The organism is Porphyromonas sp. COT-290 OH3588 (genome assembly GCF_000769075.1).
Classification (GTDB): Bacteria; Bacteroidota; Bacteroidia; order Bacteroidales; family Porphyromonadaceae; genus Porphyromonas.
In genome coordinates this window covers 702687-723886 of the sequence record NZ_JRFC01000014.1, presented here as the reverse complement: position 1 = coordinate 723886, position 21200 = coordinate 702687, and the positions used below count along the sequence as shown (strand labels likewise).

Here is a 21200-nt window from a genome sequence, read left to right as displayed (position 1 = left end):
TACCCTTATAATATCGCTAGAGAACTGATCCCGAGCTTGTGAAGACTGGATACAGAATAGTAATCTACTAAATACACAGTAATGGACGCCAAAATTTTCACACTAGAGTCCAGCCTGCCTCAATATCCGACATTTGAGGAGGGGATTCGCCGTGCCCCCGACAGAGGCTTTCGTCTAACGCCAGCCCAAACAAGGGTGGCGCTACAAAACGCCCTAAGGTATATCCCTGTCGAGCTACACGAAAAGCTAGCCCCAGAGTTTCTAGAAGAGCTCCAAACTAGAGGTAAAATCTATGGCTACCGCTACCGCCCCCAAGGCGACCTCAAGGCCAAGCCCGTAGATCAATACAAGGGGAAGTGTCTAGAGGGTAAAGCCTTCCAAGTGATGATCGACAATAATCTATGCTTCGATGTCGCCCTCTACCCATACGAGCTTGTGACCTATGGCGAGACTGGTCAGGTCTGCCAAAACTGGATGCAGTACTGCCTAATCAAGAAATACCTCGAGGAACTCACCCATGAGCAGACCTTAGTCATCGAAAGCGGACACCCGCTAGGCCTCTTCGCCTCCAAGCCCGATGCCCCTCGTGTCATCATTACCAACTCGATGATGATTGGCCTCTTCGACAACATCAAAGACTGGGAAATAGCAGCCCAAATGGGTGTGGCTAACTATGGACAGATGACCGCTGGTGGCTGGATGTACATCGGGCCACAGGGCATCGTACACGGCACATTCAATACGCTACTCAATGCTGGGCGCCAGCGATTGAATATCCCTTCGGGAGGCAATCTGGCGGGTAAGCTCTTTATCTCTTCTGGTCTGGGCGGTATGAGTGGAGCTCAGCCCAAGGCTGCCGATATCGCAGGGGCGGTGTCGATCACGGCAGAGGTCGATTACTCACGCATCATCACCCGCCACTCGCAGGGCTGGGTCAAGCACATCGCTTGCTCGATCCCCGAGGCCTTCGAGGTAGCCAAGAGAGGGCTAGAGAGCGGTGCCCCCACCTCTATCGCCTACCATGGCAACATTGTGGATCTCCTAGAGTATGCTCTAGAGAGAGGCATACATATAGATCTACTCTCCGACCAAACGAGCTGTCATGCTGTCTACGAGGGGGGCTACTGCCCTGTGGAGCTGAGCTTCGAGGAGCGTACCAAGCTCCTCAAAGAAGATCGCTACGCCTTCGCCTCTGCCGTAGACCGTAGTCTAAGGCGGCACTATGAGGTAATCAAGGGCCTTGTGGCTCGAGGGACATACTTCTTCGACTATGGCAATGCCTTCATGAAGGCGATCTACGATAGCGGAGTCCACGAAATCTCCAAGAATGGCATCGACGACAAAGACGGCTTTATCTGGCCAAGCTACGTCGAGGACATCATGGGGCCAGAGCTATTCGACTATGGTTATGGCCCCTTCCGCTGGGTGTGTCTATCGGGTAAGGACGAGGATCTGCACGCCACCGATCAAGCGGCTATGGCGTGCATAGATCCCAATAGGCGAGAGCAAGACAGGGACAACTATATATGGATACGAGATGCCGAGCAGAATGCCCTAGTCGTGGGGACCAAGGCACGTATCCTCTACCAAGATGCCGTAGGTAGACAGCAGATAGCTCTGCGCTTCAACCAAATGGTGAGAGAGGGCAAGGTTGGCCCTATCATGCTCGGTAGAGATCATCACGACACGGCAGGCACGGACTCGCCTTTCCGTGAAACCTCCAACATCAAGGACGGCTCCAACGTCATGGCCGATATGGCGGTGCAGTGCTTCGCAGGCAACGCAGCCCGAGGTATGAGCCTCGTAGCCCTGCACAATGGCGGCGGCGTAGGCATAGGCAAGAGCATCAACGGCGGCTTCGGCATGGTGCTCGACGGCTCGGAGCGTGTAGACGAGATACTACGTACGGCTATGCTCTGGGACGTGATGGGCGGCGTAGCTCGACGCTCGTGGGCGCGCAACCGCAATGCTATGAGTACCTCCAATGAGTTTAACCAAACGCACGCAGATCAAGGCTACCACATCACTCTGCCCTACCTCGTAGATGATGCCTTGCTGGATAGCCTACTTGGATAATGCAAGCAATCAAATACAAACACAGTATTCATATTTTAATCACACCACGATGGCAACTGTAAAAAGATTAATGGAGTGTGTGCCTAACTTCAGTGAAGGCCGTAACAAAGAAACGATCGAGCTAATCGTACAGCCCTTCCGTGCGGCAGAGGGCGTTAGGCTACTAGACTATAGCAGTGACGAAGACCACAACCGCACGGTGGTAACTGTGGTAGGCGAACCCGAGCCGCTCAAGGCCGCAGTGCTAGAGGCCATAGGTATTGCCCAGAAACACATTGACCTAACCAAGCACGAGGGGCAGCACCCTCGTATGGGGGCGGTAGACGTAGTGCCCTTCATACCGATCAAGAATGTGACTGTGGAGGACGCCATTGCCCTGTCCAAAGAGGTCGGCGCAGAGATTGCGAATCGCTACGACATTCCTGTATTCCTCTATGAGAAGTCAGCTTCGGCAGCCCACAGAGAGAACCTCGCCAATATTCGCAAGGGCGAGTTTGAGGGCATGGAGGAGAAGATCAAGCAAGAGGAGTGGCGACCAGACTTCGGCCCAGCACATCGCCACCCCACTAGTGGTACGGTCGCTGTAGGAGCTCGAATGCCCCTCGTTGCATACAACGTCAATCTAAGCACGTCCAATCTCGACATCGCCTCTGCCATCGCCAAGAAGGTTCGCTTCATCGGTGGGGGGCTGCGCTTCTGCAAGGCTATGGGAGTCGAGCTAACCGACCGAGGCATCACGCAGGTGTCTATGAATCTTACAGACTTCACCAAGACAGCCGTCTATCGAGCTCACGAGATGGTGCGTATGGAGGCTCGCCGCTATGGCGTGGAGGTCGTAGGAGCAGAGATCGTAGGGCTAGTGCCTATGGCTGCTCTGATTGATGTAGCAGAGTATTACCTCGGCCTCGAGCAGTTCTCCATAGACCAAGTACTCGAAAACAAGATTATGGAGTAAGGCGATGAAACCTGTCGGCAATATCTTCATCAAAAACATCGCTCAGCTAGTGACCTGCGAGGGGCGAGGAGCTAAACGAGGAGCCGAGCAGATGAATGCAATAAGCGTCTTCGAGGGGCCTATGGCTGTCATCGCTCGTCAGGGCATCATCACTTACGTGGGTCCGATGTCGGGCGTGCCGGAGCAGGATGTGCGAGGCTGCCACGAGGTAGATGCTACGGGCTGCTGTGTGCTACCGGGCTTTGTCGATAGCCACACTCATCTGGTTTTCGGCGGATATAGAGAAGACGAGTTTCAGTGGCGGCTGCGAGGCGATAGCTATATGAGTATCATGGAGCGAGGTGGTGGGATAGCCAGCACAATGCGTGCCACCCGTAAGGCTACCAAGCAGGAGCTCGTCGCCTCGGCTAGAGATCATCTAGACGCCATGCTCCGCCAAGGAGTAACTACGGTAGAGGCTAAGAGTGGCTATGGTATGGATTTGGCTACCGAGCTGCTACAACTGGAGGCGGCAGCCGAGCTAGAGCAGACGCATCCGCTCTCTATCTACTCCACCTTTATGGGGGCGCACGATACTCCTCCCGAGTACAAGGGGCGGGAGATGGAGTTCATACACTTTTTGCTCCAAGAGGTGATGCCAGAGGTTAAGGCTCGAGGTTTGGCCGAGTGCTGCGACATTTTCACCGAGCGAGGAGTCTTCGACCACGAGCAGACACGCACACTCCTGACGGGAGCCAAGGCGATGGGCTTCGAGGTTAAGATGCACGCCGATGAGATCGTCCCCTTCGGCGGAGCGGAGTTAGCCGCGGAGTTGGGTTGCCTCTCGGCAGACCACTTGCTCCAGATCTCGGAGCAGGGTATCGCTGCTCTGGCCAAGAGCCAGACGGTGGCCACGGTATTGCCCTGTACCGCTTTCTCCCTCAAGGCGGACTATGCCCCAGCACGCAAAATGATTGATGCAGGCTGTGCCGTAGCGATGGCCTCTGACCTCAACCCCGGTAGCTGCTTCTCGTCCTCTGTCCCTCTGATGATCGCTCTGACGACTATCTATATGAATATGACGGTCGAGGAGGCTATCTCGGCTCTGACGATCAATGGTGCTGCCGCTATTGGGCGTGCCGATCGTGTCGGAAGCATCGAGGTGGGCAAAGAGGCGGATATGGCGATCATTCGCTTCCCTTCGTATAAATTCCTCTCCTATCACTTCGGTATGAACTTGGTGCGAGATACCATTAAGAGTGGTGTCCGCTATCCCGTGATTTAACCTCATTACACGCAAATCAACGATTAAAATCTTATAAACAATGCTCAAAGATCTAAACCTACAAGACTTTATCCTCGAGACTGCTGGCTCGGAGCCAGTACCCGGAGGGGGGAGTATCTCAGCCCTTAATGGGGCTATTGCTGGGGCGCTAGCACAGATGGTGGCCAACTTGACTATCGGCAAAAAACGCTATGTCGAGGTTGAGGAGGAGATGCGCCAGCTAGCGAGCAAGGCTGAGGCGCTACGCACGGAGCTAGTGGCGGACATTGACAGAGATAGCGATGCCTATCGCTTGGTCTTCGAGGCCTTCAAGCTACCCAAAGAAACTGACGAAGAGAAGGCCTATCGTACCGCACAAATCCAAGAGCGCACTAAGCTCGCAGCCAACATACCGATGGCAGTGGCTCGGCGTGCGCATGAGTTGCTCTCTTTGGCCGAGGTCGTCGTAGCCAAAGGCAATAGCAATGCGATCACCGACGGCTGTGTGGCCATGATGTGTGCACGCACCGCCGTGTTGGGAGCGCTACTCAACGTACGTATCAACTTGACCTCAATCACAGACGAAGCCTTCGTGCGTGCTCTTGCCGAGGAGGCCGATCGCCTAGAGGCCGATGCGATCGCCAGAGAGCGTGCGGTCTTTGAGCAGACGAAAACATCATTACAATGATCTAGAACTATCCCCTGTCATTATGAAAAACAAGATCGTTGTAGGCGATGCGGCTCTCACCATTGAGCAGCTGGAGGCTTTTGTCCTCCAGCCGCTCAGGGTGGAGCTCGCTCCACAAGCTGTGAAAAACATTGAGCGTTGTAGGCAGTATCTCGACGATAAGGTCACTAGATCTGATCGCCCCCTCTACGGTATTACCACGGGCTTCGGCTCCCTATGTAATAGGAGTATCTCCCTAGAGGATCTGACTACACTACAAGAGAACCTCATTAAGAGTCATGCTTGTAGTACTGGTCGAGAAGTCAAGAGAGAGATCGTGCGCCTGATGCTCCTACTCAAGGCTCACGCACTATCCTTGGGTCATAGTGGCGTACAGCTCCAGTCCGTCGAGTGGATCATCGAGATGCTCAATAAGGACGTTACGCCCGTTGTATTCGACCGTGGCTCTCTGGGCGCTTCTGGCGACCTTGCGCCACTGGCCAATCTCTTCCTCCCAATCATTGGCTTGGGCGAAGTGTACTATCAAGACAAGCGAATGCCTGCTAGCGAGGCACTGGCTCAGGCAGGCATTGAGCCAGTCACCCTCAAGAGCAAGGAGGGACTAGCTCTGCTCAATGGCACTCAGTTTATGTCTGCACACGGTGTCTACGCACTCATACACGCTAGGCGACTGATGACCATGAGCAGTAGCATAGCAGCTCTCTCGCTCGAGGGGTTCAATGGGCTCGACGCTCCATTCACCGAGGAGCTACATACCATACGCAATCACCAAGGGCAGATACAGGTGGCACGGCATATAAGGCATATCCTAGAGGGGAGTGCACACATTCGAGAGTCTAAGCCATACGTGCAAGACCCCTATTCGTTTCGTTGTATCCCACAGGTGCACGGAGCGTCCTATGATGCCATCGCTCATGTGCGACGTGTGGTCGAGGACGAGATCAACGGCGTGACGGACAACCCAACCATCTTCCCCGAGCAAGATATGATCCTATCGGGGGGGAACTTCCACGGACAGCCACTTGCCTTGGTCTATGACTTCCTCGCCTTGGCACTGGCTGAGCTGGGTAATATCTCCGAACGCCGTGTAGCACAGCTCATCTTTGGCCTGCGAGGATTGCCAGACTTCCTTGTGGCTAAGCCCGGCCTCAACTCTGGCTTGATGATCCCACAGTATGCAGCAGCCTCAATGGTTAGCCAGAATAAGATGTATTGCTTCAACGCTTCGTCCGACTCTATTGTCAGCTCAAACAATCAAGAGGATCATGTATCTATGGGTGCCAATGCAGCCACTAAGCTGCTGCCTTTGATTGATAACCTCTACCGTATCTTCGGTATTGAGCTGATGAACGCGGCTCAGGCTTTTGAGTTCCGTCGCCCTGCGACGACCTCACCAGTATTGGAGGATCTGCTCAGCGAGTTCCGCAGGGTTGTCCCCAGAATAGAAGATGATGTAGTGATGTACGAGCAGATCGAGCGTGCCTACGGCTTCGTACAGATCTACCCTTTCTTGCAGATGTAGCTTCTCTAGAAGATATGGGCGGCGGACGATCGGTCATATCTCCGCCTATAACCTTGGGGTTAGGCTCCAGCTAGCTCTTGTGTATGAGGATATAAAGCCGTACCTTTGCACTCGCTAAGCAATAATGCAAGCAAGATTTCTAAATTCAACGTTTTTAATGGCAACTAAAATTAGATTGCAAAGACACGGTCGCAAGGGTTATGCCTTCTATAAGATCGTCGTTGCAGACAGTAGAGCGCCACGAGATGGCAAGTTTATTGAGAAGATTGGTACTTACAACCCAAATACCAATCCTGCCACAGTAGATTTGAACTTCGAGCGCGCACTTTATTGGCTTACTAACGGTGCTCAGCCTACCGACACAGCTCGCAACCTACTCTCTCGTGAGGGTGTACTTCTGATGAAGCACCTACAGGGTGGTATCAAGAAGGGCGCTTTCGACGAGCAGGCTGCTCAGGCTAAGTTTGAGGCTTGGACCAAGAGCCGCGAAGCTGCTCTCGGTACGATCAAGGCTAACCTCCAGCAGGAAAAGCTCAATGCTGCCAAGGCTGCTTTCGAAGCAGAGCAGGCTGCAAACAAGGCTAAGGCTGCTCAGGTAGCAGAGAAGAAAGCTCTAGCCGCTAAGGAAGCTGCAGAAGCAGCCGCCGAGGCTACTGAAGAAACAACTGCAGAGAGCACCGAAGAAACATCAGCCGAATAATCATTCAAACGGTTAAGCCGATGTTTTAGTCATAATAGACGGATGCATGGCACTTCCCACGGGGGAGTAGACTTGCATCCGTCGCTTTTTTTGTTCAGGGCTAATAGTCACAATTACTTATTCTCAATTTTCATTCCTTATGAAGAAACATCTACTTCGCCTTTTGGCCTTCGTACTACTCGGTGTCTGCTACACTGGGCTTGATGCTCAGGTGACGACCTCCGGGATCAATGGTACGATTACCGATGCTGCGACCAAGGAAACCTTGATTGGTGCTTCTGTCGTGGCCAAACATATCCCTACTGGTACGGTGTATGGTGTAGCCACCAACGTAAAAGGGAACTTCAACCTACAAGGACTTCGCCCTGGTGGACCTTATACGATCGAGATCTCGTATATCGGATATCAGACCGTAGTGATGAACAACGTGATGCTATCGCTTGGGGATACCGAGACGATCAACGTTAAGCTCAAGGACGACTCCAAGGCTCTAGAGCAGGTTGTCGTGACTGGCTCCAGAAGTCACAGCCTTAATGCCACACGTACCGGTGCCGCCAGCAGCTTCAACCGCACAGCGATTGACCGTACCCCCTCGGTTAGCCGTAGCGTTATGGATATTGCCAAGCTCACACCTCAGGCCAATGTAACGAGCTCTGGGATTTCTTTTGCGGGCAGTAGCAACAAATACAATAGCTTCCAGATTGATGGTACTGTAAATAACGACGTATTCGGGCTCTCTAGTTCTGGGACCAATGGCGGTCAGTCGGGTGCTAACCCTATCTCTCTCGAGGCGATTGATGCTCTACAGGTGGTGATTGCTCCATTCGACGTGCGCCAAGGTGGCTTCACTGGTGGTGGGATCAACGCTATTACAAAGAGTGGATCCAACACTTGGAAGGGTTCTGCCTACGATTACTTCCACAATCAGGACTTCTACGGGACGACTTCTGGTGCCGATGTGGCCAAGCGTAAGAAGCTGGATAAGCAGTTTGAGAATACAGTCGGCTTCACGCTCGGCGGTCCAATCATCAAGGACAAGTTGTTCTTCTTCGTCAATGGCGAATATGTAGATCGCAATACTCAGACTTCGTTTAACGTCGGTGATGGATCTGCTATCGAAGCCAAGGACATTGACCCAATCATCGAGCATATCAAGAAGATCTCTGGCGGATATGACGGCGGAAGCTACGCCAAGAAGGACATTCCTACGACCAACTACAAGGCTCTAGCCCGTATCGACTGGAACATCAATCAAGCACACCGCCTCAATGTGCGCTATAGTTATGTACAAGGTAGCCGCTTCAACTTCGGTCGTTCGCGCAATCAGCTTCGCCTCAACGACAATGGCTATACGATGAACAACAAGACGCACTCGCTTGTCACTGAGCTCAACTCGACTTTCGGTAGCAACATGAACAACGAGTTCCGCTTCGGCTACACTCGTGTACGTGACTTCCGCACACCAGACGGCAAGCCTTTCCCACACGTTCAGGTGAATATCGACGACAATAGAAGCGTACTTTTTGGCACGGAGCGCTTCTCTATGGCTAACCGCCTCGACCAAGATATCTTCACACTGACCAACAACTTCAACTGGAATATCGGCGACCACGCCCTAACCTTCGGTACGCACAACGAGCTATTCCAGATGCAGAACCTCTTTATCCGTGAGAACTATGGCTCCTATCGCTACGATACACTCGATAAGTTCTTCAAGATTGGGACACCACAGGAGGAAGGCCCCGACCAGTACGATTACTCATTTGCCGACGTCAATGTAACGAAAGACCCACGCTATGCACCCGCTTTCAAGGCAGCTCAGCTTGGCTTCTATGTGCAGGACGACTGGAAGGTAAGCTCTAAACTCCGTTTGACTCTTGGTTTGCGTATGGATCTGCCACTCTTCTTCGAGCAGCCTAGAGCAAATGATAAGTTCAACGGTAGCGATATCGCCAAGCAGTACGGCGTGCAGAACCACACGATGCCACAGGCTACACCTCTCTGGTCGCCACGCTTTGGCTTCCGCTATCAGATCGACGAAGAGCGTCGCTTCTTGCTCCGTGGGGGTGCCGGTATCTTCACTGGCCGTATTCCATTCGTATGGGTGTCTAATAGCTTCAGCAATACAGGGCTTGAGTTCACTCGTCTACGCCTAAGTGGTAAGGGTGCCAAGGATCTACGCTTCAATCCTGATGTCAATAGCCAGTTCGCTCAGACACGTACTTCGGAAATCGACCTCATCACTAAGAACTTCAAGTTCCCACAGGTTGCTCGCTTCAACCTTGCCTTCGAGGCTCTATTGCCCGGTGACGTCAAAGCTGTAGTAGAGGGTATGTATACGCACAACCTCAACAACATTGTGGTGAGGAACCTCAACTATCGAGCTACCGACAAGACCCTCAAGCAGGGATCGCTAGAGCGTCCTCTCTACGAGCAGGTAGATGGCAAGAACTTCAGCGACATCATTCTACTCGACAATACGAACAAGGGGTATACCTATAACGTTACGACGACTCTGAGCAAGGACTTTGCCTTCGGTCTAAGCGCATCTATCGCCTACACCTATGGTCGTGCCATGAGCGTTAATGACGGGGCAAGTAGCCAAGCCAAGAGTACTTGGGAGTACAACCAAGGATTCTATGGCGACAAGGAGCACGAGCTCTACCTAAGTAACTTCGATATGCGTCACCGCATCGTGGGTAACCTTAGCTATCGTGTAGAGTATGCTAAACACTTCGCTACGACGATTGGTCTGATCTATAATGGTCAGAGTGGTAACCGTTTCAGCGTAGTAACTAATGGCGACCTCAATGGCGATGGCGCTCGAGGCAATGACCTCCTCTATGTACCTACCGATGCCGAGATCGATGCCATGCCATTTACTAAGCGTACGACGTTCCTCCCAAGCACGAAGAAAACGATTGTTCTGGCAGAAGCAGATGAGCAGAAGCAGCAGTTTAAGGAGTTCATCAACAACAATCCTGAGATTGCCAAGCACAGAGGCACATTCATTGAGCGTAATGGTTTGGTAACTCCTTTTGTCAATCAGATTGATTTCCACTTTGCTCAGGACTTCTTCCTCAATGTGGGTGGTCGTCGCCATACACTCCAGCTCAATGCCGATGTTATCAACCTAGGTAACCTCTTTAATCGTGCATGGGGTCAGAGTTATTATGTACAGTACGATGCTATCAACCCACTTGGCTTCAGAGGTGGCAAGTACACCTTCACTCCTCTCAAGAATCTTTGGGAGCAGGCCAATATCGACTCTCGCTGGAGAGCACAGATTGGGGTGAAGTATATCTTCTAATGAACCCAAGCGCATTAGCGCTCCCAAACGACTACGGGCTGAGTACTATCTCTAGTACTCAGCCCGTAGTCGTTTGGGGAGGGTTGTGCTCAGCCTCTAGAAGGCATACCCGAGCATCAGATATGGCATCCAGCTCTGTGTAGATGAGTAGAAGTAAGTAAATGGCCCTTGGAGCTGGAGGTAGTTAATCCCAATACCAGCCATCAGACCGCTGCCGTGCGTGTATCTATAACCTGCGCGCAGATAAGCATGAGACGCCCACTTAGAGGGTTTAGCTTGCTCTAAAGTCTTGAGTTTGGGGTGAGTTCCTAGATCCTTGTGTTTGGAGTAATAGTTCATCGCATGGCTGAAGTGATCTACTGCTATACCAGCACCTATCTCGGCGGCGTGCCTACGCCCCCCGAGTAGGATATTGACTTCACCCCCGAATGAAACTTCATTGTGGTCTGGAGCTGAAATAAGAGATCTCTTCTCGAAGCTTTCTTTGTGGTTGATGTAATGCGTCGTGAATGTCCAAGTGCCGCCGGTCGTTTTCTGTATGCCGTAGCCTACAAACCCCTTGAAACCAAGGAGCCTATTGGCAAAGTCGGGGCGATACTCATACGACAGCTCAAATCCTTTGCTCTGAGCTGCTACACTTACTTGCACGGCTCGCTGTGGACGAACTTGTGCCTTAGCTTCGATTGAAGATAATCCCCAAGTCTGTGCTAGAACCACGAGGGCTAGCAAACTGCTTTTTTTTGTCATTTTCTTAAGTGGTATTTTTTCTGTTTGGGTAAATAAATTACTTGTCTATTCATGATCATAGTCGTCTAGCTAGATCCCCGGCAAGTTCATGCCCGTGATCCTGCGATAGAGGTCTAGGGCGTAGATATCGGTCATACCCGAGATATAGTCTAGAGCACACTGGATACGTCCGTAGGTCGTAGTCTGTGCCGTGTCGTACTGAGAGCTGACTCGCCCCAAGAGAGCCTTGCTATACGTATAGTCTGGGTGGTGGAGCGCCTCGAGCAACTTATCCAGCAGAGAGCCGAAGATCTGATGTCCTGCCAACTCGACATCTAGTACCTCCTTGGCGCAGTATATCCGTGCCCAAGCGACCTCGCTACAAGCTCTGTATGCCTCTTTGAGGCGAGGGGAGAGGCGGCCAATCAGGGCGCCGTCGAACTGACCTCTTAGGATCTCCCCTTCGTACTCGAGGAAGATAGCTGCGGCCTCTTCGACCAAGAGGTTAATGACCTTACTACGCAGGTAGCCAATTTGCTCGTTGGGGTCCCCGATTTGGCTGAGGCGTTGGGCAAGTATCTCCAAATCTTCGTCAGAAAAAAAGTCTTGCAGTAGTGTAGAAGCCTCCTCGCGTGATAGGATATGTAGCTTGTATGCGTCCTCAATATCCATCACCTGATAGCAAATATCGTCGGCAGCCTCGACTAGATATACAAGTGGATATCTGGCGTAGGAGAGCGGCTGATCGGAGAGCTTGATGAGTCCTAGCTCGTCAGCGAGCTGACGCATCGTGCCTTCCTCTGTCTGGAAGAACCCAAACTTGCCCTTGGGAGCACTCTGCTCACTGCTGTATGGATATTTGATGATGCTGGCGAGAGTACTGTAGGTTAGAGCAAAGCCGCCGGGCCTTCTTCCCTTGAACTGATGTGTCAGCAGGCGAAAAGCATTGGCATTCCCCTCAAACTGTAAGAAGTCCGTCCAGCGGCCTCCCTCCTTCTCTATCTCCTCACGCCACCGCCTCCCTCGCCCCTCTCGGAAGTATGCGCCGATAGCACGCTCGCCACTATGACCGAAGGGGGGATTGCCCATGTCGTGCGCCAGACAAGCAGCGCTGACGATCGAGCTAATGGCTCGGAAAGGAGTGTCCCTTGCATCAGGATACTTGGCTTCTAGCCCCTCAGCGACAATGTTGCCCAGCGAACGGCCAAGGCAGCTCACTTCGAGGCTGTGCGTTAGTCTATTGTGCACGAATATATTGCCGGGTAGAGGGAAGACTTGTGTTTTGTTTTGTAGACGGCGAAAGGGCGGCGAGAAGACGAGGCGATCGTAGTCACGCTCGAAGTCGCTACGTGTAGAGTCTGGTGCCGCACCTTGTCTGGTTTCGGAGCCAAGCCTACGAGGCGATAGCAACCGACGCCAGCACATACTTTGATCCATATACTGCTATTCTATATATTTCTGCCAAAGGTACAAAAATTTCCATACAGTCATGTCCCGATTCCCTCCGCTCCATGGGCAATATGTCGCTTTAAGGAGGCAGGATATTGCTTCTGTGAATTATATTTTTCCCCTCGATCCACAATTTGTCGGTTTTACAAGCCGTTAAGTGTCTAGTAACAGACGCTCCACGATCCACAAGTGGAGCGATCTCTAGGAGCCAAGGCTGAGGATTATTGATATTTAAGTATAACATAAACCACTAGACAGTATGAAAAGGGTATTAACTATTCTGACGCTCGTCCTCATTGGTATAGGACTGGTTGGTTGCGGAGATTCGAAGCCTAAGTATCCGCGTATCGAAACATCGCTGAAAGGGCAGCATTGGTCGGCAGAGGGAACTCCTCTGACCATCAAGTTTACCTCCGATAAAGAGTTTGAGGTATACTACGATGCTGTTCACACTGGCTTTGCACCTTTTACCGGCTCCAAGGGAACCTACCAGCTTGAGCGCAATACGCTCATCCTACGAGGTCAGTTGGGGCAGAAAGTCGATGATGCAGGTAGGCCAATAGGCCCGCAGCCCATAGCGAGTTACACTGAGCGAGCCAAAATCGATGCGACGAAGTGGACGCTAACCTTTGAAAATAAGAACTTCCTCTTCGGATGGGGTGATGGTAAGCAAGGGGATATCTTCTACCTAACGCCGGGACTGAGAGGTACAGCTTGGCAGACGTTGCCAAGTCCCTCGGGTATTCGTGGCTTTAAGCTCTTCGCCGATCCCAAGAAGAAAGATGATAAGCCGACCGATATCTATAGCGGTAAGTTCAAGATGTACGACAACGACCCCGCTGTTTGGTATGCTCCCTATCGTCAAGCCGAGGGCTCGTACAATACACGTGGCAATAAAATCATCTTTAGCCGTGTACTCACCGACGAGAGCGAGATCAAGGCAAATGGTGGCAATAAGTATTGGACGGAGGAGGCTACATTCTATCCAGAAAATAAGATGATTAAGTTCAAGACTAAGGGCTTCCCTCGTGTAGATGAGCGAGGCGATGGGTCCGAGTCTTTCTATCTACCTCGCCGTATACGCTAGCTAGATTATCTGTTCGATCGCATCAATATGGATAGCCCAAAGGGTCTGTGTCAAAATTCGATTTTGGCGCAGACCCTTTTAAGGTATATGAGGACACACAAAACGCCTTCTAGTATCAAGGCTTGCCGACAGACTCGCTAGACCTGCTCAGCACTTCTCAGGCCTTCTGTGATGGCCTGTTGTAGAGCTTGTGCCTTGGGGCTATCCGGGTACCTGTCGATGATCTGCGGTAGAGTAGGGCTAGGTTGATCAAGAGCATCGCTATGGCGGGGCGATAGGACTCGGGGCGCTGTGTCACGAGCTCTCGGTAGATTCCTATGGCCTCTTCATAGTGAGCTTGGGCGGCAGCAAGTTCATCGGTCTTCATCAGCAAGGCGCCTAGGTTATTGAGCGTGATAGCGATGCTTGGCAGGTACACCAGTGGCTTCTGTAGAGCCAGCTTACGCTTGATTTGTAGCGACTGCTCGTAGTACCCCCTCGCCTGCTGTAGCTGCCCCATCTTCTTGAGTAGTATAGCCAAGTTATTTAGCGTCAGAGCTATGCTCGGCAGATAGGCTTGTGGGTTCTCCTGCGAGAGGTTGCGCTTGATTTCTAGTGCTTCCTCGTAGTAGCGCTTGGCTTCCTCCAGACGGTCCTCTTTCTTGAGCTGTATGGCTACATTGTTGAGTGCACTGGCCAGATGTGGCTGATAGACATGAGGAGCCTGCCTGGCGAGCTGTCGGTACAGTCGCAGCGCCTCAGAATAGTACTGCTTGGTTCGCTTATGATCGTTGACGTCGTTGTATAGATTGCCTAGGTTATTGAGCACCATAGCCACATTGGGCTGATACTCTCTGGGCAAGTATTTGGCCAGCTGTCTGTAAATTTTGAGAGCTCCGCTATAGTATCTCTGAGCTGAATCTATCTTGCCATTTTTCTGAAATATCAGCCCTAGTTGGTTAAGCGTGGCAGCGATATATGGCTTGTAGACTCTCGGGTTGCGTTTGCTGAGTTTGCGGTACAGCTCTAGAGCCTCTTGGTAGTGTCCCATAGCTCTCCCCTCCTCGCCCAAGGAGTGTAGTAGATCTGCGAACTCGTAGTGGTGCATGGCGCTTGGGGCGAGCTTAAGTAGACGCTCATAGAAGGTACATGCCTCATCGAAGGCGAGCTTGACCAGCGCAGACTCGATGAATACCTTGAGCACATCAACCTCCTCCTCTCCTTATCTGACCTTGTACTCCTCGTAGACCTCGGTAAGGCTCGCCGAGCTCTCCTCGGTGATAACCCTCTGTATGGCTTGTAGTGTCCCAGCCAGTAGCCGATTGCCTTGGCTATGCAGTAGGTCAATCTCTTTCTGCATATCCTTGGAGTAGGAGAATAGGTACTTGGTGAAGGACATGAGGAGCTTCTCCACGACGGGTGATATAGCGCCCTGATGCCCGAGTTCTCTGATCGCCTGATTGGTTGCCTCTACACCCGAGCGGAAGGGTAGCGTTTCGAGGCATGAGTCTACCTTGCGTGGGTCTATACCTAGCCCCTCGGTGATGTTGAGCAGCTCGCTGATGCCCATCTGTATCTGCTCTAGCTGCTGTTGGTTCTCCTTGCGGCTGATGTAGTTAAATGCAACTTGCTCTTGGGCAAGGTTCTGATTAAACTGATCCATGAGCTTGCCTTGCTCAGACATTGCTGCGGTGGTACTGTCGGGCGACTGGAGGTACTCGTCGAGCCTCTGGCGCAGCTTGAGCTCCTCTGGCGAATCGGCATCTAGATTGGCCAAAGTCTTGTCTATCGCTTGCCCTAACTGCTTCATGGGGCGATTGGTAAAACCTCTGTGTATCTCACAGCCCACCCAAACGATCATGCTGGAGATAATACTGAGTATGATATTGGTGCAATAGCTTTTGCACTTGGAGAGGGTTACAGTCCTTTTGAGTAAATCCGTGTACTTAGATAAGTTTCTGTGATTAAACCGCTTATTGGTAAATGCTTTCAGGCTTCTAATACAGCGGTATTTGTGTAGACTAGGCATAAATACAACTCTAATGTAAGTGAAAGTATAAGGAAAATCAGATTGCAAATTTAAGCAAAAAAGTCAGATTTTTTGCCATTTAGCCTATTAGCCACAAGATATATAGCTCGCAGATAGGGGATAAACGGGTGTTATTGATCTAAGTTTCTGTTAAGGTATGTAAAGGATTTATGCTCGGATTTTGGGGAATGGGGTAGTAGTTTGTAAAGGGNCAGATAGGGGATAAACGGGTGTTATTGATCTAAGTTTCTGTTAAGGTATGTAAAGGATTTATGCTCGGATTTTGGGGAATGGGGTAGTAGTTTGTAAAGGGCGGCAGAGGGGTTGGGAAAAATTGATGGGAAGATTTATGCGGATTGATGGGTCAATCTGTTGTGATGTGTCCATCAATCTGAAGAAATCAATGGGAAGAAATACTCGGAAATGTGCCACAAGGGAGCAGAACACCGCCAGAAATGCATCTATAACCCTAGTTGATAACAAGTTAAAAGCATCTTCTGTAAGCGACGATCTCCACTTCTCTGGAGCCAAGGAGCCTAAACGCCACTGCGCTCAATCTAGAGCCTCCTAGAGCCCAAATACAAGACCTCCACTCTCGGAGCCTAACCTCCAGCAGATTGCATTCAATACACTATAAATGTAATCAGCAAATGTAAATTTTTGTTGTCCGTATATTTCAGAGTCGTGGAGGTGGGTTAAGGAGAGAATTTATTACAGAAAAATGCTGATTGTGTATTTTATTCCATAATTGTTTCTATCTTTGCCTCTGTCATAGGTGATCAGTCGGTAGTCAATCGATTGGCTTAAAAGGGAACTACGGTGCAAGACCGGGACTGTCCCCCCAGCTGTAACTCCATTAGACACAATAGTTTTACATTCCGATGCCACTGCTTAGGCTTATTACAGACAAGCGGGAAGGCGTAAAACTAGGAGAAGTCAGAAGACCTGCCCATGACAAGCGATGTTTCCCACCTTGGGGTAGAGAGGTGACGAAGCGACCGAAATAAATTCAGACAAGACTAAAACTATTTTAGGCTCGTGCTCCGCTGTGCGTTGAGGGATATTGTACCTCGATGCAATATGCTGTTGTGGATACTTGTGCGTAGACTTTGAGTGCTATGCGAGATGCTGCGTCGGCAGACCTCGGGGCTCGTGCGTGCCAAACTTAACTATCGGAATTATTACTTAAACGTTTCACTGATAATCGTTAGACCGATATGATGACCAGAAAAGAGTACGAAGACAGCCTCAGGAAGATGAACCTGAATGTTTGGTTCATGGGTGAGAAAATCGACAATCCCGTAGACCACCCTATCATTCGCCCCTCTATGAACTCTGTGGGTATGACCTACGAACTGGCGCAGATGCCCGAGTATCAAGAGGTCATGACCGCAGTGTCGAACCTTACAGGCAAGCGTATCAACCGATTTTGTCACCTACACCAGAGCACCGAGGACCTCAAAAACAAGGTTAAGATGCAGCGCCTGCTGGGCCAGAAGACCGCATCGTGCTTCCAGCGCTGTGTAGGTATGGACGCCTTCAACGCCATTTACTCTACTACCTATGAGATGGACGAGGAGCTGGGCACTGAGTACCATAAGCGCTTTGTCGAGTATCTAAAGTATGTGCAGGACAATGACCTCGTGGTCGATGGAGCTATGACCGACCCCAAGGGGGATCGTGGACTCTCACCCTCGCAGCAAGAAGACCCCGATCTCTATCTACATATCGACGAGATACGTGAGGACGGGATTATCGTTTCGGGAGCGAAGGCGCATCAGACGGGTGCCGTCAATTCGCACGAACATCTCATCATGCCCACAATCGCCATGCGTGAGGAGGATGCCGACTATGCCGTGTCGTTTGCTTGCCCTAGCGACGCCGAGGGGATCCTCATGATCTACGGTCGACAGAGCTGCGACACACGCAAGAGTGAGGAGTATCATGACATCGACCCCGGTAATACTGAGTTTGGTGGCCACGAAGCACTTGTTGTTTTCGACCGAGTGTTTATTCCCAATGACCGTGTATTCATGTGCCGTGAGTATCAGTTCGCAGGCCTTATGGTAGAGCGATTCGCTGGTTACCACCGCCAGAGCTACGGAGGCTGTAAGGTCGGTGTGGGTGACGTGCTGATCGGTGCAGCTGCACTTGCTGCCGATTACAATGGCGTACCTAAGGCTACCCACATCAAGGACAAGATCATCGAGATGACGCACCTGAACGAAACCCTATACGCCTGTGGTATCGCCTGCTCGAGCGAGGGTAAGCCCATGAAGGCTGGCAACTACATGGTAGACCTGCTACTGGCTAACGTATGTAAGCAAAACATTACTCGCTTCCCTTACGAGATCGCACGCCTGGCCGAGGATATAGCAGGCGGTATCATGGTGACGATGCCTAGCGAGGCAGACCTACGCCACCCCGAGCTTGGCAAGGTAGTACGTAAGTATATGGTAGGAGCTAAGGGCAAAAACGTAGAGAACCGTATGCGCATACTACGCCTAATAGAGAATATCACGCTGGGTACGGCAGCCGTGGGATACCGTACCGAGAGTATGCACGGAGCTGGCTCGCCTCAAGCACAGCGCATCATGATCGCTCGCCAGAGCGACCTAGAAGGCAAGAAGGAGCTAGCACGCAAGATCGCCAAGATAGACGTATCGCTAGATCAATAGAGATATGAATGCTTTGTCATTCAATACTGAGAACGTGAGTGAAGTGCTTAGCAAGAGGGTTCGCCCCCTCTTGCTTCAGCACGGAGGCGATCTAGAGCTCGTAGAAGTCAAGGGTAAGCTCATTCGGGTACGCTTCCTCGGTTCGTGTAGCTCTTGTCCTTCGCTCAACGACACTATGGAGCGTGTCGTCCAGAGCATCGTCCGTGAGGCTTTCGGCGACGATACCCTGCAAGTAGCCCTGCGGCAGGGCGTCAGCGAAGATTTGCTCCAGCAAGCTAAAGCAATCCTACGTCAGCGCAAACTCCAACCTTAGAACCAACCAAAACCTACGCTATGAACTGGACCGAAACCTACAAAGAGCGGCAGACAACAGCATCCGAGGCCGTTCGGCACATCCGCAGTGGCGAGCGCATCGCTCTAGGTCATGCCGCAGCCGTACCACAGACGCTAGTCAAGGCACTCACGGAGCAGAAAGAAGCCTTCGAGGGTGTTGATATCTATCACATGCTTTGTCTCGGCCCGGGGGAGTATATGCTCCCTGAGATGGCCGGACACTTCCGCCATCGTACAAACTTCGTCGGAGCTAACTCTCGTACCGCAGTCGATGAGGCTCGTGCCGACTATTGCCCGATCTACTTCCACGAAGTGCCCAAGATGATGCGTGAGGGACTGCTACACATCGACGTCTCGATGATTCAGGTCTCCGAGCCCAATGCCGAGGGCTACTGTAGCTTCGGGATTTCCTGCGACTATACTAAGCCTGCCACAGAGCGTGCTCGTCTAGTCATTGCCGAGGTCAATAAGCAGATGCCTTTCGTCGGTGGTGATAACCTCATTCACGTCTCCAGACTAGACCATATCGTCCTCTGCGACTATCCACTCTACACCATTCCCAAGGCTAAGGCAGGCGAGGTGGAGCAAGCCATTGGGCGGCACTGTGCTAGTCTGATCCCCGACGGAGCGACGCTACAGCTGGGGATAGGAGCTATTCCTGATGCTGTATTGCTCTTCTTGGGCGACAAGAAAGATCTAGGCATCCACACCGAGATGTTCTCCGACGGGGTCGTGGAGCTCGTTCGCTCGGGCGTGATTACGGGTAAGAGCAAGAGCTTGCATCCGGGCAAGATGGTCTCTACCTTCCTCATGGGGAGCGAGGAGCTCTATCGCTTCGTGGACAAGAACCCAGACGTTTGGCTCTACCCCGTAGACTACGTCAATAGCCCTGCAGTCATTGCCCAGAACGATCGTATGATCAGTATTAACAGCTGTATCGAAGTCGATCTGATGGGGCAGGTCGTAGCCGAGTCGATGGGAGATAAGCAGTTTAGCGGAGTGGGCGGACAGGTCGATTACGTCCGTGGAGCGTCAATGTCTCGTGGTGGCAAGAGCATCATCGCCATTCCCTCGACGGCTCGTGGGGGTAAGGCCTCGCGCATCGTGCCTCACCTAGCGACGGGTGCAGCCGTCACGACCTCGCGCAACGAAGTGGACTACATCGTCACCGAATATGGTCTAGCGCACCTCAAGGGGCGTAGCCTGCGTGAGCGAGCCGAGGCACTAATTGCCATAGCACATCCCGACTTCAGGGCAGAGCTCCAAGAGTTTTATGATCAGAAGTTCAATAAATAGAGTAAAGTGATGCAACTATTCAAACTGAAAACTACAGTTCACGAGTTTGCCGACTTTAAGGCTTTCGCTGAAGCCTTCGCCCTCGGCGAGCGAGATCTTGTGATTACCAATGAGTTCCTCTACGAGCCTTTCATGAAGGCTTGCGGCCTGCCTTGCCACTTCGTCATGCAGGAGCACTACGGTATGGGAGAGCCTTCGGACGAAATGATGGATAAAATCCTCGGCGACCTCAAGGGCATTAGCTACGACAGAGTCATCGCGATTGGGGGTGGTACGGTCATCGATATTTCTAAGCTATTCGTCTTGGACGGACTGACCTCGGCGCTTGATGCTTTCGAACGCAAGATAGAGCTGAAGAAGGCGAAGAAACTGGTCATCGTACCTACCACTTGTGGTACTGGTAGCGAAGTAACGAATATCTCAATCGCCGAAATCAAGAGCAGACATACCAAAATGGGCTTGGCCGATGATGCAATCGTGGCTGATGATGCGGTCATAATACCCGAATTGCTTCGCGGCCTACCATTTCGCTTCTATGCAGCCGCTTCGATCGACGCACTTATCCACGCTGTCGAGGCCTACGTGTCGCCCCGAGCCAATGCCTATTCGCACATCTTTAGCCTAGAGGCTATGCGCATCATCATAGGTGTCTTCCGCAAGATTGCGGGCAACCCTGAGGCTAGACATGAGTACGCTAGTGAGATGCTCACGGCTGCGAATATGGCAGGTATCGCCTTCGGTAATGTCGGTGTAGGGGCTGTACATGCGCTATCGTACCCTCTAGGAGGGAACTATCACGTGCCACACGGGGAGGCGAACTATCAGTTCTTCACGGCTGTGTTCAAGCTCTATCATCAGAAGAACCCTACTGGCTCCATCGTTGCCCTAGAGCAGAAGCTCGCCGAGCATCTAGAGTGTCAGCCTAGCGAGGTCTACGAGGCACTCGATGCGCTACTCGGTCAGCTCATCGCACGCCGTCCGCTCCGTGAGTATGGTATGCAGGAGGAGGAATGCCGAGGCTTCGCCAAGGCTGTACTTGCCACTCAGCAACGTCTTTTGGCGAATAACTACGTTCCCTTCTCGGAGGACGAAATCGCTCAGATCTATACACAACTCTATTAGGAACCTA

General features: G+C 51.7%; 16 protein-coding genes and 1 riboswitch. Of the genes, 12 read left to right on the top strand and 4 right to left on the bottom strand.

All coding sequences use genetic code 11. From position 1 onward, the window contains the following. The first annotated feature begins 81 nt into the window (after window positions 1-81). The 7 genes from HQ48_RS04870 to HQ48_RS04840 all read left to right on the top strand — a co-directional run bounded on the left by HQ48_RS04870 (window position 82) and on the right by HQ48_RS04840 (window position 10494). Entirely contained in the window at window positions 82-2076 is a 1995-nt protein-coding gene (locus HQ48_RS04870) for a urocanate hydratase (protein ID WP_044231929.1), read from the top strand. A gap of 49 nt (window positions 2077-2125) precedes the next feature. Beyond that, entirely contained in the window at window positions 2126-3031 is a 906-nt protein-coding gene (gene ftcD / locus HQ48_RS04865) for a glutamate formimidoyltransferase (protein WP_044231927.1), read from the top strand. Window positions 3032-3035: 4 nt separating this feature from the next. Continuing rightward, window positions 3036-4295, top strand: coding sequence for an imidazolonepropionase (gene hutI / locus HQ48_RS04860; RefSeq protein WP_044231925.1), 1260 nt, complete (start codon window positions 3036-3038; stop codon window positions 4293-4295). Window positions 4296-4335: 40 nt separating this feature from the next. Then, window positions 4336-4962 carry a cyclodeaminase/cyclohydrolase family protein gene (locus tag HQ48_RS04855; RefSeq protein ID WP_044188330.1) on the top strand — a complete coding sequence of 209 codons (627 nt, stop codon included), beginning with the start codon at window positions 4336-4338 and terminating at the stop codon, window positions 4960-4962. A 22-nt stretch (window positions 4963-4984) separates the two neighbouring features. Beyond that, window positions 4985-6484, top strand: coding sequence for a histidine ammonia-lyase (gene hutH / locus HQ48_RS04850; protein ID WP_044231923.1), 1500 nt, complete (start codon window positions 4985-4987; stop codon window positions 6482-6484). A 157-nt stretch (window positions 6485-6641) separates the two neighbouring features. Next, window positions 6642-7184, top strand: a complete 543-nt coding sequence (locus HQ48_RS04845) for a 30S ribosomal protein S16 (RefSeq protein WP_044231920.1) — start codon at window positions 6642-6644, stop codon at window positions 7182-7184. Window positions 7185-7323: 139 nt separating this feature from the next. Then, window positions 7324-10494 (top strand): TonB-dependent receptor, encoded by a 3171-nt coding sequence (locus HQ48_RS04840; RefSeq protein ID WP_044231917.1) that lies wholly within the window; start codon window positions 7324-7326, stop codon window positions 10492-10494. A gap of 96 nt (window positions 10495-10590) precedes the next feature. On the opposite strand, the gene HQ48_RS04835 is transcribed toward HQ48_RS04840, so the two are convergent. Further along, window positions 10591-11241 carry a hypothetical protein gene (locus HQ48_RS04835; protein WP_152568310.1) on the bottom strand — a complete coding sequence of 217 codons (651 nt, stop codon included), beginning with the start codon at window positions 11239-11241 and terminating at the stop codon, window positions 10591-10593. A 69-nt stretch (window positions 11242-11310) separates the two neighbouring features. Next, window positions 11311-12645, bottom strand: a complete 1335-nt coding sequence (dgt, locus tag HQ48_RS04830) for a dGTP triphosphohydrolase (RefSeq protein WP_044231915.1) — start codon at window positions 12643-12645, stop codon at window positions 11311-11313. 283 nt (window positions 12646-12928) lie between these two features. On the opposite strand from dgt, the gene HQ48_RS04825 reads away from it, so the two are divergent. Then, on the top strand, window positions 12929-13756 hold the full coding sequence (locus HQ48_RS04825) for a hypothetical protein (RefSeq protein ID WP_044231913.1): 828 nt from the start codon (window positions 12929-12931) through the stop codon (window positions 13754-13756). A gap of 157 nt (window positions 13757-13913) precedes the next feature. Here the strand turns inward: HQ48_RS04825 and HQ48_RS04820 are convergent, their stop codons facing one another. Beyond that, a complete protein-coding gene (locus HQ48_RS04820) occupies window positions 13914-14939 on the bottom strand; it encodes a tetratricopeptide repeat protein (RefSeq protein WP_044231911.1) in 1026 nt (341 codons plus the stop codon). Between the two features lie 18 nt (window positions 14940-14957). Continuing rightward, entirely contained in the window at window positions 14958-15545 is a 588-nt protein-coding gene (locus HQ48_RS04815) for a hypothetical protein (RefSeq protein WP_152568309.1), read from the bottom strand. A gap of 986 nt (window positions 15546-16531) precedes the next feature. Further along, window positions 16532-16732: riboswitch (cobalamin riboswitch) on the top strand. A 249-nt stretch (window positions 16733-16981) separates the two neighbouring features. Between HQ48_RS04815 and HQ48_RS04810 the strand changes: the two genes are divergently transcribed. The 4 genes from HQ48_RS04810 to HQ48_RS04795 are packed head-to-tail and all read left to right on the top strand — an operon-like array spanning window position 16982 to window position 21193. Then, window positions 16982-18442 (top strand): 4-hydroxyphenylacetate 3-hydroxylase family protein, encoded by a 1461-nt coding sequence (locus HQ48_RS04810; RefSeq protein WP_044186226.1) that lies wholly within the window; start codon window positions 16982-16984, stop codon window positions 18440-18442. A gap of 4 nt (window positions 18443-18446) precedes the next feature. Then, entirely contained in the window at window positions 18447-18755 is a 309-nt protein-coding gene (locus HQ48_RS04805) for a NifU family protein (protein ID WP_044186228.1), read from the top strand. 20 nt (window positions 18756-18775) lie between these two features. Next, on the top strand, window positions 18776-20071 hold the full coding sequence (locus HQ48_RS04800; protein WP_044231906.1) for an acetyl-CoA hydrolase/transferase family protein: 1296 nt from the start codon (window positions 18776-18778) through the stop codon (window positions 20069-20071). 9 nt (window positions 20072-20080) lie between these two features. After that, a complete protein-coding gene (locus tag HQ48_RS04795; protein WP_044231905.1) occupies window positions 20081-21193 on the top strand; it encodes a 4-hydroxybutyrate dehydrogenase in 1113 nt (370 codons plus the stop codon). Window positions 21194-21200: the final 7 nt, after the last annotated feature.

Excerpts from the sequence above, each read along its gene's own strand:
- HQ48_RS04805 (WP_044186228.1), top strand. The coding sequence starts at position 18,447 with ATGAATGCTTTGTCATTCAATACTGAGAACGTGAGTGAAGTGCTTAGC.
- HQ48_RS04815 (WP_152568309.1), bottom strand. The coding sequence starts at position 15,545 with ATGAAGCAGTTAGGGCAAGCGATAGACAAGACTTTGGCCAATCTAGAT.
- HQ48_RS04840 (WP_044231917.1), top strand. The coding sequence starts at position 7,324 with ATGAAGAAACATCTACTTCGCCTTTTGGCCTTCGTACTACTCGGTGTC.
- HQ48_RS04810 (WP_044186226.1), top strand. The coding sequence starts at position 16,982 with ATGATGACCAGAAAAGAGTACGAAGACAGCCTCAGGAAGATGAACCTG.
- HQ48_RS04845 (WP_044231920.1), top strand. The coding sequence starts at position 6,642 with ATGGCAACTAAAATTAGATTGCAAAGACACGGTCGCAAGGGTTATGCC.
- HQ48_RS04825 (WP_044231913.1), top strand. The coding sequence starts at position 12,929 with ATGAAAAGGGTATTAACTATTCTGACGCTCGTCCTCATTGGTATAGGA.
- HQ48_RS04870 (WP_044231929.1), top strand. The coding sequence starts at position 82 with ATGGACGCCAAAATTTTCACACTAGAGTCCAGCCTGCCTCAATATCCG.
- dgt (WP_044231915.1), bottom strand. The coding sequence starts at position 12,645 with ATGTGCTGGCGTCGGTTGCTATCGCCTCGTAGGCTTGGCTCCGAAACC.
- hutI (WP_044231925.1), top strand. The coding sequence starts at position 3,036 with ATGAAACCTGTCGGCAATATCTTCATCAAAAACATCGCTCAGCTAGTG.
- HQ48_RS04800 (WP_044231906.1), top strand. The coding sequence starts at position 18,776 with ATGAACTGGACCGAAACCTACAAAGAGCGGCAGACAACAGCATCCGAG.
- HQ48_RS04855 (WP_044188330.1), top strand. The coding sequence starts at position 4,336 with ATGCTCAAAGATCTAAACCTACAAGACTTTATCCTCGAGACTGCTGGC.
- hutH (WP_044231923.1), top strand. The coding sequence starts at position 4,985 with ATGAAAAACAAGATCGTTGTAGGCGATGCGGCTCTCACCATTGAGCAG.
- ftcD (WP_044231927.1), top strand. The coding sequence starts at position 2,126 with ATGGCAACTGTAAAAAGATTAATGGAGTGTGTGCCTAACTTCAGTGAA.
- HQ48_RS04835 (WP_152568310.1), bottom strand. The coding sequence starts at position 11,241 with ATGACAAAAAAAAGCAGTTTGCTAGCCCTCGTGGTTCTAGCACAGACT.
- HQ48_RS04795 (WP_044231905.1), top strand. The coding sequence starts at position 20,081 with ATGCAACTATTCAAACTGAAAACTACAGTTCACGAGTTTGCCGACTTT.